Here is a 15084-nt window from a genome sequence, read left to right as displayed (position 1 = left end):
TGGCATGAGCAAGGCGTTCACCAAGGAATCCGACGCGGCCGAAGACGACGATGGCGACGGCCCGGCGCTGCCGGCCCTGCCGGCGGGCACGCGCAACTACATGACGCCGGCCGGCTATGCCCGGCTGCGCGCCGAGTTCATGCAGCTCATCGACGTCGAGCGGCCCAAGATGGTGGAGACGGTGTCCTGGGCGGCCAAGAACGGCGACCGCTCGGAGAACGGCGACTACCTCTACGGCAAGAAGCGGCTGCGCGAGATCGACCGCCGGCTGCGCTTCCTGACCAAGCGGCTGGACATCGCCGAGGTTGTCGACCCGAGCGTGCACCATGGCAGCGAGCAGGTCTTCTTCGGCGCGACGGTGACCTATGCCACCGCCCGCGGCGACGAAAAGACCATCACCATCATCGGCATCGACGAGGCCGACAGCCTGGCCGGCGAGGTCAGCTGGGTGTCGCCCATCGCCCGCACGCTGCTGAAGGCGCGCGTTGGCGACGAACTCAATCTGGTAACGCCGGTGGGTGTCGAGAAGATCGAGGTGGTCGAGGTGGCCTACCCGCCGCCCCAGGCTGCCTGATCAGGACTTCCTGGCCGTGGGCTTGAGCATGGCCTCGGCGCGGGCCTTCTCATCCGGGCTGAGCTTGGCGGCGATGGCGGGCAGGGCGGTGGCAGCCTGCGCGTGGCCCTGGCCCTTGGCCAGTGCGCACCAGGCGTAGGCGGCGGCCATGTCCTTGTCGCCGCCCTGGCCCTGGGCCAGCATGACGGCGAGGTTGAACATGGCATCCGGCTGGCGGCCGCGGGCCGCAGCCTGGAAGAGTTGGCGCGCCGTGGCCAGGTTCTGCGGCACCACCTCGCCGCTGTAGAAAAAGGTCGCCAACGCGTTCTGCGCATCGGCATGGCCTTTGAGCGCGGCGTCCTTGTAGAGCACGACGGCGCGCTCCGGCGCGGCGGGCACGCCTTCGCCCAGATCCAGCATGCGCGCCGCGGCGAAGGTGGCTTCCAGATGCCCGGCCTTGGCGGCAGCGCCGTAGTAGGCGCCGGCGCGCTGCAGGTCCAGCGGCACGCCGGCCGGCTGCTTGGGCAGCTGGTGCTGGTAAAGCTGGCCCAGCATGTAAAACGCCGTCGCGTCGCCCGCCTCAGCGGCGGCCTGCAGATAGGCCAGCGCGGGCTTGACGTCGGCTTGGGTGCCGATGCCGCTCAGATGAGCCTGGGCCAGCAGCGTGCCGGCGGGCTCGAAGCCGTAGTCCAGTGCCTTGCGCCACCACTTGTAGGCCTCGGCGGGATCGCGCTTGGTGCCCTGGCCGGTCAGGTGGATGCGGGCCAGCAGCAGCGCGGCCTCGACGCGGGTGTTGATCTGGTCGGGCTTGCTCGGGTCAAAGCGCAATCGGTCGCCGACCGGGTCGTAGCGCGCATCCAGCACCTTGCGCAGCCATTCGATGGCCCGGGGTGTGTTGGCCGGCGTGCCCAGGCCGAGCAGCTGGATGCGGCCCAGCATCATGGCCGCCTCCTCGTAGCCGAGCTTGTTCCAACCTTCCTCGAACTTGGCGCGGGCTTCGGTGTAGTTGCCGGCCTCATAGGCTTCGAAGGCCTGCAGCAGCGACTTGTCCTTGCGGGCGATCCAGTTGCGGCTGGCAGAGAACCGGCGGTCCGCGCCGCCGCAGGCGACGGCGGGGGACGTGCCACTGATGTCGTTGGGGTCGGCGGTGCTGGGGTCCAGGGGGCTGCGGTGGGTGCCCGTCTTGGCGTTGCCATCGGGGCTGAGGTCGCTGAAGCGCTCGGCCTCGTTGGACGGGCTGTCCATCATCCCCATGTCGCGCATATAGGCCAGGGTCACGTCATCCTCGGCGGCCGAGTAGCCGCTCAGGAAGCCGCAGGACGAGGCGAAGTTGCGGCCCAGGATCTTGTCCTTGGCGGCGGTGATGATCGATGAATCGACCCCGCCGTTGCGCTGGCCGGTGACCTTGACCGCGTTCAGCGTGTTCGGCGTGGCTGCCGGCTTGGCGGCGTCGGCCTGCTGCGCGCGCGCAGCCGGCGAAGCGAGGGCCAGGGCGAGGACGGCGCGTGCCGCCCAATTCAGTTGAAGGATTGGGCGGTGCGTGCCGGTCATCTTGTCTCCCTTTTTCTTATTAGCGCGGGCTGCGCAGCGTGAAGCCGATCGTGTAGCGGCGGCCGTTGTAGTTGTCGCTGTAGATGTTCGGGATGCCGTCTGCGTAGTCCTGGTAGCCGCCCGTGTTCGACTGCCCGCGCTCACCGGTCAGGTTGCGCGCGTCGGCAAAGATCTCCAGGCCGTTCTTGAACTTGTAGGAGACCTTGGCATCGACGAAGGCCGTGCGCGGAGCAAAGATCGGCGCGCCCGGGTTGTAAGGCAGGCGCCAGTTAATGGTGCCGACAGATGGGTAGTTGTTGACGGCGATGGCGCTGTTGCTCGCGCCCGGCGTGAAACCCAGGTAGCGCTTGGCCACCACCTGCATCGCCACGCGCGCCTGGAAGCCGCCGTCGTCGTACCACAGCGAGGCATTCCACGAGTGCTTGGGCTCGCCCGCGACCGGCATCACGTCGCCGCTGATCAGGTCCAGCACCGGCTGGCCCTGGGTGGACTTGGCCTTGGTGAAGTTGGCGTCGAGGCCCGTGTAGCGCAGAACCCAGGGCAGGAAGGAGAACGCGGTCTTCATGCCGACCTCGAAGCCCCTGCGGGTGGCGGCTGGCTGGTTGTCCCAGGTGGTGTGCGAGAACTCCGACTCGGCCAGCGGCTTTCCGGTGAAGGGGTCCAGGGCGGCGCTGTCCTTGAACAGCCTGACGTCGTTGCGCGATGCGATCAGCGTCGGCGCGCCGATCAGGCCGCGCTGCTTGTAGACAGCGGCCGAGAACAGCGTGTCGCGGTTGGGGAACCATTCCAGCGACAGGTTGTGGTTGACGTTGGTCTGGGGCTTGAGAGCCGGGTTGCCGAAACGGCCGCAACCCTGGTCAGTTTCCGAGCCGTCATCTTCCGTGGTTCCCGTGGCGAACTCATACGTGTTGCAGGTCCCTTCGGGCAGCAGCTTCGAGATCGGCGGGCGTGCGACGGTCTTGCCGACGCTGTAGCGCAGCGCCAACTTGTCCGGGATGGGCCACAGCGCCAGGTTCAGCGAGGGCATCACATCGGTGGTGCTGTCCTTGATGGACGTGTTCATGGTCTGCGAGTAGGCCTGCAGGCCCGCGGCGGCGTAAGGATTTGCCGGGTTGAACGAGCCCGCGATGATGCGGTTCGAGCGGATGGTTACGTAGCCCGTGCCTTCCACGTCCGTCTTCACGACGCGCACGCCGAAATTGCCGGCGATTTCCATGCCGAAAGGCAGGGACCAGTTCGTGAACGGCACGCGGTCGACCTCGAAATCGGTCATCAGGTAGGCGGCCGTCACCGTTTCCTTGGCGCTGCTGACCGGCATGTCGTAGACCTTGCCGTCGGTGGCCGTGCACTGGCGGAAGCAGTCCAGGCGCACCGGAACACCGGCCAGGTTGAAGAGCTTGTCGATGTCGATCTGGTTCCAGCCGTTCAGCAGCGATTCGGGCCGGTCCTTGGCGTTGGCGTAGTACTGGCTGGCCGGCGCCAGCGTCATCGTCTGGCGGATGATCTCTTCGTACTGCGCGCGGGTCAGCGTGGTGGTGCCCGCCACGCCGCCGCCGATACCGCGGTTGAGCTGGTTGCTGGGCACGTAGCCGTACGGCGCGCACGGGTTGCCGCCGGCGGCCAGGGAGCCGGGCGTGTTCTCGCAACCGACGAGGGTGAAGCGCGTGTTGACCTGCGGCATGTAGACGCCGGGCACGAAGCCGGCCGTGCCGTAAGTTCCCACGGGCTCCTTGATGGTGCCGCCGCCACCGTTCCAGAAGTTGCTGGCGTTCTGGCGCATCTGGACGCCGCCCTTCAGCGCGGTCAGGAAGGGCACCTTGTCGAGGAGGTTGTAGGACAGGTCGAGCTTGCCCTGCTTCTCGGAGTTCTCGCTGTCGAAGGACCGGATGACGTTCAACAGCGCGCTGTTGGTGTAACGCGGCATCTGAGCGGCCGTGTAGGCCGGCACGCTCACCGGATTGGTCGCGGAAGCGTTGAACGCCGCGCCAGCGATGGCCGGGTTCAGCGTTGCGTACCTCGCGAAGTTCAGCTGATCGTTCTGGCTGCCCTCAGGCAGCGTGAAGGCCCAGATGCCGTTGGGCTGGAGGGCGAAGTTGCCGATGCCGTAGTTGTAGCCGAACGAGGCGCGACGGTCGTGGCGCGTGGCGGTGGACTTGACGTAGCCCCCCATGAACTGGGCCTTCAGCCGGCCATCGTTGTATTCGCCACCGGCAAGCAGCGTCTTCGTGTCGGTGTCGATCGTGCTGAAGATGGTGTCGGTGTTGTAGCTGCCGCCGTCCACCGAGTAGTTGGTCACATGGTGCGCCGAATCGACGGTGTAGCCCGGCAGGATGGTGGTCATCGCGCCGGACATCAGCGGCCGCGTCACACCGTTGTTGGCCGTGGCCAGCGGAAAGGAATAGGTGCTCGCCAGGGTGCTGCCGGAGGCGCCTGGCGTCAATGTGCGGATGCCGGTGGTGAGGTTGTCGGTGACGGCGGAGTTGAACAGTGGCGTGCTGCCCACGCCCAGGAAGCCCACCGTGTCGTCCACATGGCGCTTGGCGGCGGCCAGCTTGGTGTAGACGGTCAGCTTGTCGTTGACCTTGAAGTCGAAGCGGATGTCGGCGTTGTCGCGGCGGTCATCCTGGCCCTTCAAGTTGTAGCGGATGCCACCGGCGTTGGACATGTGGTAGTCGTTCCACTGGTTCAGGCAGGTCATCTGCTCTGAGTTGCGCTGGTTGATCGCGGCATTGATGGTCGCGTTGCGCGTGCCCGCCTGGATGGAGGCGATCTCCGTGGGTGTCAGATTGGGGAAGGCGGTGAAGCAGGCCTCCTTCGTCTGGGCGGCGGCCGACTTGGTGAGAATTTCCAGCGGCGTGGCGGCATTGAAGAAGCCGCCACCGGCGGCGGTCGTCTTGGGCGAGGCCAGCAGCGTCGCCAGCGCGGTCGGGTCGGACTGGTTCAGCGTGTTCGGGTTGAACGCAAACGTCTTCTCGGGCGAGTTGTCGAAGTCGGCCAGACGCAGCAAACCCTGGTTGTTGTTGCTGCCGCCCTGCGAGATCGCATGGTTCTGGCTCACCGTGCGTCCCTTGCTCCAGTTGAACAGCACGCCCAGCTTCTTGTCGAAGAACTTGTCGGCCAGGATCACGTTGTAGCGAGGCGTGGTCTTCTTGACGAGGTCGCTCTGCGTGGCCTCGGCCTTGATCATGTAGTAAGGCTTGTCGAAGTCCAGGCCGGTGCGGGTCTGGATGATGATGCCGCCGCCCAGCGAACCTTCCGTCATGGCCGCGGTCGAGCCCTTGATGACGTCGACGCTCTTGATGAGGTCCGACGGCAGTTCGCGGAACTCGGTGCCGCGGCCGTCGCCGCCTTCGGCGCCCCGGCCCAGCAGGTTGGTGCCGGCGCCGGAACTCACGCCCATGCCGTCCAATTCCACGCGGGTCAGTTCCGAGCTGTTGCCGCGGATGGAGACGGTGACGCCCTCGCCGTAGTCACCGCGGTCCAGCGCGACGCCGGCGATGCGGGAGATGGCTTCGCCGATGTTGCGGTCGGGGAAAGCGCCGACGTCCTCGGCCACGATGGAGTCCTGGGCGGTGGCGGCGTTCTTCTTGCGCGCATTGGCCGACTGCTGCGACTGCCGCGTGCCGACGACCAGCACGGTTTCGAGTTCCTGCACCGGGGCGGTGGGTTTGCGCGCCGCGGGCTTGGCTTCATCGGCCTTGGCGGCCTCGGGAGCGGCAGGCGTGCCTTGCTGGGCGGTAGCCTGTTGGCTCCACAGGGCCAGGGCCATCGAAACAGCGGTTACCACCGCAGGCTTGCTGAACTTGTTCACGTCTCTCTCCGCGCTCCGGTGGGGGTCCGGGCTTGTTGTGGGTCGGTCGGCGCGGCTCGGATTCAAGGGTCATCGCCCCGTTCCCGAACCGCGGTGCGACCTTAAGCAGGCGCTGTAACCGCGAGAAATTCGTTTTGTCTCGTCTGCTATCCCGAAAACAAATACCGGGCCCAGAAACAATGGTTAACCCGGGGACGCGAATAGAAACACTCACGGCCGTGATCGGGCCGCGGCTTCGGCAGGGGCGCCGATGGCTAGGGTTTGACGCGCCAGACGCGCTGCACGGGCGAGGTGCGGCGCAGCACGCGCAACACGTCGGCAAGGTGCAGGCGGTCGCGCACGGCGATGAGCAAGGTCATCTCCGCCGTCTCGCGCAGGGGCGCGTCATCGCTCATGGCGATGTGGGTGATGTCGGCCTCGGCCTGGGCGACGGCCTGGGCCACGCGGGCCAGCACGCCTTTGCCGTTGCTGAGCAGCAGCGTGATGCCGGCCTCGAAGCTGCGGCCCGGCTCCTCCGCCCACTCGACGCGGATCCAGTGTTCGCTGTCGCGCTGGAAGAGGCGCTTGCCGACCTGGCAATCCAGCGTGTGCACGACCAGGCCTTCGCCGCGGCCAAGATAGCCGTGCACGCCGTCACCGGGGATGGGGCGGCAGCAGGTGGCCAGTTGTACCGAGGCGCCTTCGCTGCCGTCGATGGTCACGCTGCCCTGGTCGGCCGGGGCCTCGGTGAAACGGCCCAGCGTCAGCGCGAGCGCATCGGGTTTCTGGCCCTGCTCGGCCATCAGGCGTGCCATCTTCTTGGCAATGATGGTGGCAATCTTGCGGCCGGCGCCAATGTCGACCAGCAATTGCTCCGTGCCGGCGCTGCCGGCCCAGGCGGCGAGTTCGTGCCAGATGTTGGACGCCGGGTCGTCCGCCTCCAGGCTGGGCAGGCCCAGGCCTTCGACCCGCATGGCCTGGGCGAGCATCTTCTCGCCCAGCTCGCGCGACTCCTCATGCTCCAGGTCCTTGAGGTAGTGGCGGATCTTGGAGCGCGCCCGGCCGGTGCGCACGAAGCTCAGCCAGGCCGGGTTGGGGCTGGCGCCAGGGGCCGTGATGATCTCGACGATGTCGCCGCTGCGCAGCTCAGCCCGCAGCGGCACCGCCTCGCCATTGACCTGGGCGGCCACGCAGTGGTCGCCGACATCGGAGTGGATGGCGTAGGCGAAGTCCACGGGTGTCGCACCCTTGGGCAGCGCCATGATCTTGGACTTGGGCGTGAAGACGTAGATCGCGTCGGGGAAGAGGTCGATCTTGACGTGCTCCAGGAACTCGTTGGCGTCGCGCGTCTCGTCCTGGATGTCGATCAGGCTCTGCAGCCAGCGCGCATTGGCCTGCTGCGCCACGAGCGCCGAGGTCTGTTTGCCGCGGCTCTTGTAGATCCAGTGCGCCGCCACGCCCTGTTCGGCGATCTGGTGCATGCCTTCGGTGCGCAGCTGGAACTCCAGCGGCGTGGCCAGCGGCCCCATCAGCGTCGTGTGCAAGGACTGGTAGCCGTTGTCCTTGGGCGTGGCGATGTAGTCCTTGAAGCGGCCCGCCTGCGGCTTGTAGAGCTGGTGCAGCACGCCGAGCGCCGTGTAGCACTGCAGCGGCTCCTCCGTGATGAGGCGAAAACCGAAGATGTCGCTGACCTGTGCGAAGGACAGGCCGCCCTTCTCGCGCATCTTCTTGTAGATCGAGTAGACGGTCTTCTCGCGGCCCTGCACCTGCACGCGCAGGCTGGCCTTGGCAAAGGCGGCGCGGATCTCGCCCTCGATGCGCGACACCAGGTCGCGCCGGTTGCCGCGTGCCTTGCCGACCGCCTTGCTCAGCGCGGAATAGCGCCAGGGGTGGAAGTACTGGAAGGACAGGTCCTGCAGCTCGCGGAAGGTCTGGTTCAGGCCCAGGCGGTGGGCAATGGGCGCGTAGATGTCGAAGGTTTCGCGGGCGATGCGGCGCGACTTCTGCGGTGCCATCGCGCCCATGGTGCGCATGTTGTGCAGGCGGTCGGCCAGCTTGATCAGGATGACGCGCAGGTCGCGCGCCATCGCCAGCAGCATCTTGCGGAAGGACTCGGCCTGCGATTCCTCCTTGGTGGAGAACTGCAGCTTGTCCAGCTTGGTCAGGCCGTCGACGAGGTCGGCCGTCGTCGCGTCGAATTTCTCGATCAGCTCGGTCTTGGAGACGCCGCAGTCTTCCACCACGTCGTGCATCAGCGCCGCCATCAGCGCCTGGGCGTCCAGCCGCCATTCGGCGCAAATGCCAGCCACGGCGATGGGGTGGGTGATGTAGGGCTCGCCGGTGGCGCGTTTCTGGCCCAGGTGGGCCTCGTCGGCGAACTTGTAGGCCTCGCGCACACGCTTGACCTCGGCCTTGCTCAGGTAGCCGAGCTTGGGGGCGAGGGCATCGAAGGAGGCTGCCTCCGCCGGCGTGGGAGGCGCTGGCTGGCGCAATCCAGGCAGCGTGAACCAGGCGGTCAGGGAGCGTTGGGCCATATGCGCCGAATTTAGCCGATGCCTAAAAGGCAACGGGCGCCCGAGGACGCCCGTTTCATGTACAGCGAGGCCGGCGGTACTTAGACCGGCACCTTGCGCAGCATCTCGATGCCGACTTCACCGGCGGCGATCTCGCGCAGCGCCGTCACGCCCGGCTTGTTCTTGCTCTCGATGCGGGCGCTGTGGCCCTGGCTCAGCATGCGCGCGCGGTAGGTGGCGGCCAGCACGAGCTGGAAGCGGTTCGGGATCTTGGTCAGGCAGTCTTCGACGGTGATGCGGGCCATGGTGTTCCTAGGGTATTTCGGTGATCAGGGCAGATCGAGCGCCTGAAAGACGGCCGAGCGGTTACGGCGCTGAGCCGCGTATTTTAGCCGCTGCGCGTGGACGATGGATTTCAGGTCGAAGACGGCGGTATCAAACACCGCATTGACGACAACGAAATCGAAGTGCCGAGCCTGCGCCACCTCGACGCGGGCGTTGTCCATGCGCTTGGCGATGACGTCGGGTTCCGTGTCGCCGCGCCGGTTCAGGCGCTGGTTCAGCTCCTCCCAGCTCGGCGGCAGGATGAAGATCAGCACCGCATAAGGAAACAGCTGCTTGATCTGCAGCGCGCCCTGGAAGTCAATCTCCAGCACCACGTCTTCGCCATGCTGCAGCCGGCTTTCGATGCCGACGCGCGAGGTGCCGTAGAGATTGCCATGCACCTCGGCCCATTCGAAGAACTCGCCGCGCTCGGCCATCGCGCGGAATTCGTCCGGCGTGATGAACCAGTATTCGCGGCCGTGCTGCTCCTGGCCGCGCGGCGCGCGCGAGGTGTGCGAGATGGACACCGCCAGGCGCGAATCGAGCTCCAGCAGGGCCTTGACGAGGCTGGACTTGCCCGCCCCGCTGGGTGCGGCGACGACGAAGAGATTGCCGGGGTATTCCATGAGACGCGTGTGTCCGATCAGTCGCAGCCGAAGCGGCCGGACTTTATCTTGCGCGAGGAGGCGCCACCCCTGCAGGGGCTGCCGAAGCGCCGCCCGGCGTGACGGAGTGCATCGCCTTCAGCGCTCGACGTTCAGCGGCGTCGACTGCACCAGCTTGAACCTGCCCGCCACCTCGTCCAGGTCCCAGCGCTCCACCACGGGCTTCGGGCCGGTGCGGATCACGTTGACCGAATTCGAGATGCCGCCGCGCAGGCGATGGCTGACGGCCGTGCCTGCCTGGATTGCCGACACGGCGCGTGGCAGGTCGGGCCAGGTCTGCTTGAGCGGCAGGACATAGGGCAGGTGGATGTGGCCGCCGATGATGGCATCGACCCCGGCCACGGCCCAGCGGCGCACCGCGCGTTCATGGCCGCGCAGCAGGTTGTTGATGTCGGACTCGGTCGTCACCGCCACCGGCTGATGCACGGCCACCAGGCGCAGCTGGCCCGGCCTGGCCCGGGACAGGCGCTCGGCCACGCGGTCGATCTGTTCCTGCGAGACCTCGCCGTGCTTGTGCCGGTAGCGCCGCGTGGTGTTGATGGCGATGACGAGCAGGTCGTCGCGCTCGTACTCGCCTTCCAGCGCTTCGCCGAATACCTCGGCGAAGCGACCGTAAGGGTGGAAGGCGCGTGCGAAGACGTTGTAGAGGGGGATGTCGTGGTTACCCGGGATGATGAGCTGGGCCGGCACGCCGAGCTGGTCGAACACTGCCTTGGCCCGCGCGAACTGCGCGGGCCGAGCGCGCTGCGTGATGTCGCCCGTGACCAGCAGCAGGTCGGGCCGCAGTTCGGCGCTCAGCTGCTGCAGCGCGACCACGGCGACCGGCCGTTCGGTGCCGAAATGGGTGTCGGAGACCTGCAGCACCACCGTCATGCGCCTGCCTCCAAGCCGGCGGCCGCGGCAGCCTGGGCCTCGCGCCGCTCCTGCGCCAGCCCGGCCGGGCGGATCAGCAGCAGCGGATGCGGTGCCACCTCGAAGCGCAGTGGCATCTGCATGCGCAGCACCTCGCCGTCGGTGGCAACCTTGATACGCCTGGCGCCGAAGCTGCGCGCCGTCACCGTGAGGCGGCGGAAGGCGAAGTTCTGCACCTGGTCGGCGGCGCCGAGTTGGCCGAAGGCGCCGCGCGCCAGCAGCGCCAGCAGCGCCCAGCGCCCGACCGGCTTCAGCACCACGCCCGCCAGGCAGCCCGCGTCGATGGCACGGGCTTCGGGCAGGCCGACCTGTTCCATCTGAAGCGCGTTGTTGCCGACGAACAGCGTTGCCGTGCGGACCTGGCGCGACTGGCCACCCTGCTCGATGATCAGCCGAAGGCTGCGGTGGCCGCGCATGAGAGTGCGAACGCCAGCCCCCAGCGCCACCAGCCGGCTGCGGCCGAACTGCTGCTTCCACGCCTCGCGCTCCTCCAGCAGCTGTGGGTAAAGGCCCAGGCTGGCATTGACGAGAAACACCCGCTCGTTGACGAGGCCAACCTGCACGGCCACCGCGTCCTCGGTCAGCAGCACCCGCAGCGCACCGTCGAGATCCTGCGGGATGCCGTGGGTGCGCGAGAAGTAGTTGAAGGTGCCGCGCGGCAGCACGCCGAAGCGGCAGCCGCTGCCCAACACCGCCTGCGCCACGCCATTGATGGTGCCGTCGCCGCCCGCGGCGACGACGGTGCCACCGGCCTCCCGCGCGCGCTGCACCGCGCGACGTGCAATTTCCGGCAGGCGGGCCGGCCGGTCGACGGGAAAGAGCTCGCAGCGGCGCCCCGCCGTGGCGCAGGCAGCCTCCACCGCCGGCCCGACCTCGTCGCGGTCACCGCGACCGGAAGCGTGGTTGAACACGACGAAGAAGGGCGCGGTGCCGGGGTCGGGGTGGCTCGATGGCGATGGGGGCATGGTCAAGGCGCGGGGTGATTGGCGGCCGGGCAATCAGGGGGCCGGGCCGCGGCCACGGGTCGGGGCAGATGGGCCGTCAGGCTGCATCTTCACCCAGCTCGATGAAAGGCGAGAGGTGACGGGTTTTGCATCAGCGGCCGCACGCAGAATCGCGCCATGCCCTACTTCCACAATGACTTGCTCGCGGTCACGCGGCGCCATCCGTCGGCCGTGTTGCTGCTCGTGCAGCTCGCCGGCCTGTTGCTCTACCCGCTGCTGGAATCGACGCGCGGCGGGCCGATTGCCTTGAGCGCTTTTGGCATCACCGTGCTGGTGTTCACCACGGGCATGGTACGCCGCACGCCCGGGCTGACCTGGTTGAGCGTGTGCCTGGCGCTGCCGGCCATCGTCATGCTGTTGCTGCAGGTTCTGTTCGACACGCACTGGCTGCAGCCCTGGTCGGCAACGCTGGAGGCGCTGTTCTATTTCTACGCGGCCGGCAGCCTGGTCGCCTACATGATGGGCGACATGCATGCGACGACCGACGAGCTGTTCGCTGCCGGCGCCACCTTCACGCTGCTGGCCTGGGGCTTTGCCTACAGCTTCGTCGCACTGCAGGCCTGGCAGCCGGGCAGTTTCTCGGCGGCCATCAATGCTGATCAGCCGCGCACGTGGACGGAGTTGATGTACCTGAGCTTTGCGCTGCTTTCCAGCACCGGCATCGGCGATGTCATTCCGCTGCGACCGCTGGCACGCGCATTGACGGCGCTGGAGATGTTTGTCGGCGTCATGTATCTGGCCGCCGTGGTGTCGCGGCTGATCGGGTTGACGCTGCGCAAGTGACGCCGGCGCGCCCCGTTCACGAACCCGCACTCGACTCCGGTGGCGGCTCGCCGGGCTTCAGGTCGGCGATCTCGGCCTTTTTCGGCGGCGCCGGGTTGGCCGCGGGCTGCTGGGCAGTGGGGGCGGGGGCTGAATTCTCGGCGGTGGTTTGGGGATGCTGAAGCGCGGGATTGCCCGCCTCACTGGGGGGCTGGTCGGGCTTGGCAGACGCTTCGGGGTGCGGGGTTTGACCCACCTGGCTCAACGGGTTACTCACGGCTGCTCCTTGGAAAGAAAAGACCCGATGCGTGCACCGGGTCCTTGTCGGTCTGCTTGTAGAGCACCTTCATCAGATGCCACTCGGCTCGCGACAGTTCCAATTTAGGCCTGCGGGCCAGGGGTCGCCATACCTCGACGCCGCGCGATCAGGTAGGCGCAGCCCTACGTTCAAAGTCCGCGCAGTAGGGAGGCCGCGAGCCCCGCCACGGCGCACAGCGCCAGCAGCGGCATGACGCCAAGCTTGAAGCGGAACAGCGCCACCCCGGCGGCCACGGCGATCAGCGCGGCGATCCAGTCGAAGCGGCCACCGAGGCCCTGTGGCCACAGCACGTGATAGGCGAAGAACAGCGCCAGGTTCAGGATGACGCCGACCACGGCCGCGGTGATCGCCGTCAGCGGCGCGGTGAACTTCAGATTGCCGTGAGTCGACTCGATCAGCGGCCCGCCCGCAAAGATCAGCACGAACGAAGGCAGGAAGGTGAAGAAGGTCACCACGGCCGCGGCCGTTGCGCCGGCCAGGAAGAGGGCATCGGGGCCGAACAGCTGCTTCGTCCAGCCACCAACAAAGCCGACGAAGGCCACCACCATGATGAGCGGGCCAGGCGTCGTCTCGCCCAGCGCGAGGCCGTCGATCATCTGCGCGCCACTCAGCCACTGGTGCTGCTCGACAGCGCCCTGGTAGACGTATGGCAGCACCGCGTAGGCGCCGCCGAAGGTCAGCAGCGCGGCCTTGGTGAAGAACCAGCCCATCTGCGCCAGCGCACCGTCCACGCCCTGCGTCAGCACCAGACCGGCCATGGCCAAGCCCCACAGGCCCAGGCCGATGGCCAGCACGCGGGCCAGTCGTGCACGGCTGAAGCGGGCGTGCGGCGGTGTCGGTGTGTGGTCGTCGATCAGCGCCGGGCCATGGCTGTGCCCGGCCGTGCCGTGGCCGCCGCCCAGCGCAAAGACCTGCGGCGCCCAGCGCCCGCCGAAGTGGCCGACGAGGGCGGCGGCCAGCACGATGACGGGAAAGGGCACGTCCAGGGCAAAGATCGCCACGAATGCCGCGGCCGCGATGCCCCACAGCCAGCCGTTCTTCAGCGCCCGCGTGCCGATGCGATGGGCGGCATGCACGACCAGGGCGGTCACCGCAGGCTTGAGGCCGTAGAACAGGCCGGCCACGATGGGCAGCTGGCCCCAGGCCAGGTAGACCCAGGACAGCGCGATGAGGATGAACAGCGACGGCAGCACGAAGAGCGCGCCGGCGACCAGGCCGCCGCGCGTGCGGTGCATCAGCCAGCCGATGTAGGTGGCAAGCTGCTGCGCCTCGGGACCGGGCAGCAACATGCAGTAGTTCAGCGCATGCAGGAAACGCTTCTCGCTGATCCAGCGGCGGCGCTCGACCAGCTCGGTGTGCATGATGGCGATCTGGCCGGCGGGGCCGCCGAAGCTGATGAAGCCCAGCTTGAGCCAGAAGCGCAGCGCTGCCCAGAAATTGACGGTGGGCGGTGGGTTCGGGTCAGTCGGCAAACCGGCTCCAGGCTGAGAAATCAGCCGGCAATGTAGGCCCGATTCGACCTTGCGCCGCCGCGCGCAGCGGCCGCAGCGTCAGCGCCGCGGCACGCGCCTGCGCTGCGCGGCAATGCCGACCAACAGCCCGGCCATCAGCAGCGCCCAGCTCTGTGGCTCGGGCACGGCCGTGACGGTGAAGTCGTCGAAGGTGGCGTCCATGCCTTGGCCAAACAGGCGCTCGGACATCGGGATGGAGACGGCCAGGTCGGGCCGCTCGGGGTGCTGGAAGGGGTAGGCGTCGAGCAGGCTGAACAGGCCGTGGCCGATGGTCAGGTTGCGGACCTTGCCGGCCAGGTTCTCGCCCGGGCCGTAGGACGGGTAGATGCCCGACCAGGCCGCGCCGGCCTGCTTGTCGAGCGGGATGCCGACGTTGTCGACCTGGGACACCAGCTTGCCGTCGAGAAAGTAGCTGACGCTGCCGGCGTCGCTGTAGGTGATGGACGCGACGTGCGGGCCGGGCCCGATGTCGATCTGGTTGATGATCTGCGTGTACATCTTGTCCATGCCGACGTAGTTCGGGTCGCTGGGCAGCAGAGCCGGGTTGGTGACGGCCGATGGCAGGCGCTCGATCAGCGTGAAGGCGGTCGAGCCCGAGATGAACCAGTCGAACAACTGGCCGGTGGAGAAGTCGATCATGTTCATCACGGCGCCGGCCTGCTGGCCTTCCAGCGCGAGTGCCGAGTAGGGCAGGCCGCTCTGGATGTAGGTGCCATTGATGATGCGCCCGGCCGCCTGGGTGTTGTGGGCCGTGGCGGTGATGGTGGAAGAGAAGGTCAGCGAGCCGCCGACCGGCACCGCGAAGCTTTGCGTGCTGGTGGCGATGTACTTGAGGTGGTCGTAGACGCTGAAGTCGAAACCCGTCTGGAACACCGGCGCCTTGATGGCGAAGTTGCCGCCCAGGAAATTGCGCGTGTCGCTGATGGCCATTTCACCCAGGCCGTAGGGGTTGGCCCATTTGGCACCGTAGCCGGCCAGCGAGTAGGCGGGCGTGTCGAAGCTGTCGTACACGACGGTGTTCGCCGCGGCCGGGCCCGCAGCGAGCGCCAGGCCCGCGGCCAGTGACAGGGTTGTGCAATGCCGGGTCGCGGCGGTGGAGTGAGCTGCCATGTTGGCCCCTTGGTGATTGAGGCCGACGATCCAGCAAGGCCTTGGCACATCGCCCGCAGGTTTACCCAGG

The 15084-nt window shown here is 67.5% G+C and carries 12 protein-coding genes; 2 read left to right on the top strand and 10 right to left on the bottom strand.

The genetic code is table 11. The annotated features are described in order from the left end of the window. Positions 1-4 precede the first annotated feature (4 nt). On the top strand, positions 5-574 hold the full coding sequence (gene greB, locus ASC81_RS07450) for a transcription elongation factor GreB (protein WP_056264702.1): 570 nt from the start codon (positions 5-7) through the stop codon (positions 572-574). Here greB and ASC81_RS07445 read toward each other — a convergent pair whose 3' ends face one another. The 7 genes from ASC81_RS07445 to ASC81_RS07415 all read right to left on the bottom strand — a co-directional run bounded on the left by ASC81_RS07445 (position 575) and on the right by ASC81_RS07415 (position 11273). Further along, entirely contained in the window at positions 575-2104 is a 1530-nt protein-coding gene (locus ASC81_RS07445; RefSeq protein ID WP_056264699.1) for a tetratricopeptide repeat protein, read from the bottom strand. A gap of 19 nt (positions 2105-2123) precedes the next feature. After that, positions 2124-5915, bottom strand: coding sequence for a TonB-dependent receptor (locus tag ASC81_RS07440; protein ID WP_156391878.1), 3792 nt, complete (start codon positions 5913-5915; stop codon positions 2124-2126). A 254-nt stretch (positions 5916-6169) separates the two neighbouring features. Next, on the bottom strand, positions 6170-8428 hold the full coding sequence (locus ASC81_RS07435) for a bifunctional (p)ppGpp synthetase/guanosine-3',5'-bis(diphosphate) 3'-pyrophosphohydrolase (protein WP_056264694.1): 2259 nt from the start codon (positions 8426-8428) through the stop codon (positions 6170-6172). Positions 8429-8508: 80 nt separating this feature from the next. Next, the gene (rpoZ, locus tag ASC81_RS07430; RefSeq protein WP_056264690.1) at positions 8509-8712 is read right to left on the bottom strand and encodes a DNA-directed RNA polymerase subunit omega; all 204 of its coding nucleotides are present in this window, start codon (positions 8710-8712) and stop codon (positions 8509-8511) included. Between the two features lie 24 nt (positions 8713-8736). Beyond that, the gene (gene gmk, locus ASC81_RS07425; RefSeq protein ID WP_056264687.1) at positions 8737-9357 is read right to left on the bottom strand and encodes a guanylate kinase; all 621 of its coding nucleotides are present in this window, start codon (positions 9355-9357) and stop codon (positions 8737-8739) included. 117 nt (positions 9358-9474) lie between these two features. After that, a complete protein-coding gene (locus ASC81_RS07420; RefSeq protein WP_056264683.1) occupies positions 9475-10269 on the bottom strand; it encodes a metallophosphoesterase in 795 nt (264 codons plus the stop codon). Continuing rightward, entirely contained in the window at positions 10266-11273 is a 1008-nt protein-coding gene (locus ASC81_RS07415; protein WP_056264757.1) for a diacylglycerol kinase family protein, read from the bottom strand. Before ASC81_RS07415 ends, ASC81_RS07420 begins: the two co-directional genes overlap by 4 nt. Positions 11274-11429: 156 nt before the next feature. Between ASC81_RS07415 and ASC81_RS07410 the strand changes: the two genes are divergently transcribed. Then, on the top strand, positions 11430-12095 hold the full coding sequence (locus ASC81_RS07410) for an ion channel (RefSeq protein ID WP_056264682.1): 666 nt from the start codon (positions 11430-11432) through the stop codon (positions 12093-12095). A gap of 16 nt (positions 12096-12111) precedes the next feature. Here ASC81_RS07410 and ASC81_RS26900 read toward each other — a convergent pair whose 3' ends face one another. The 3 genes from ASC81_RS26900 to ASC81_RS07400 all read right to left on the bottom strand — a co-directional run bounded on the left by ASC81_RS26900 (position 12112) and on the right by ASC81_RS07400 (position 15014). Continuing rightward, on the bottom strand, positions 12112-12351 hold the full coding sequence (locus ASC81_RS26900) for a hypothetical protein (RefSeq protein ID WP_156391877.1): 240 nt from the start codon (positions 12349-12351) through the stop codon (positions 12112-12114). A 170-nt stretch (positions 12352-12521) separates the two neighbouring features. After that, a complete protein-coding gene (chrA, locus tag ASC81_RS07405; protein ID WP_056264679.1) occupies positions 12522-13865 on the bottom strand; it encodes a chromate efflux transporter in 1344 nt (447 codons plus the stop codon). A gap of 78 nt (positions 13866-13943) precedes the next feature. Continuing rightward, entirely contained in the window at positions 13944-15014 is a 1071-nt protein-coding gene (locus tag ASC81_RS07400) for a DUF6081 family protein (protein ID WP_056264676.1), read from the bottom strand. Positions 15015-15084: the final 70 nt, after the last annotated feature.

Source organism: Pelomonas sp. Root405 (genome assembly GCF_001425165.1).
GTDB lineage: Bacteria > Pseudomonadota > Gammaproteobacteria > Burkholderiales > Burkholderiaceae_C > Pelomonas.
This window is presented reverse-complemented; position numbering and strand designations above follow the sequence as displayed.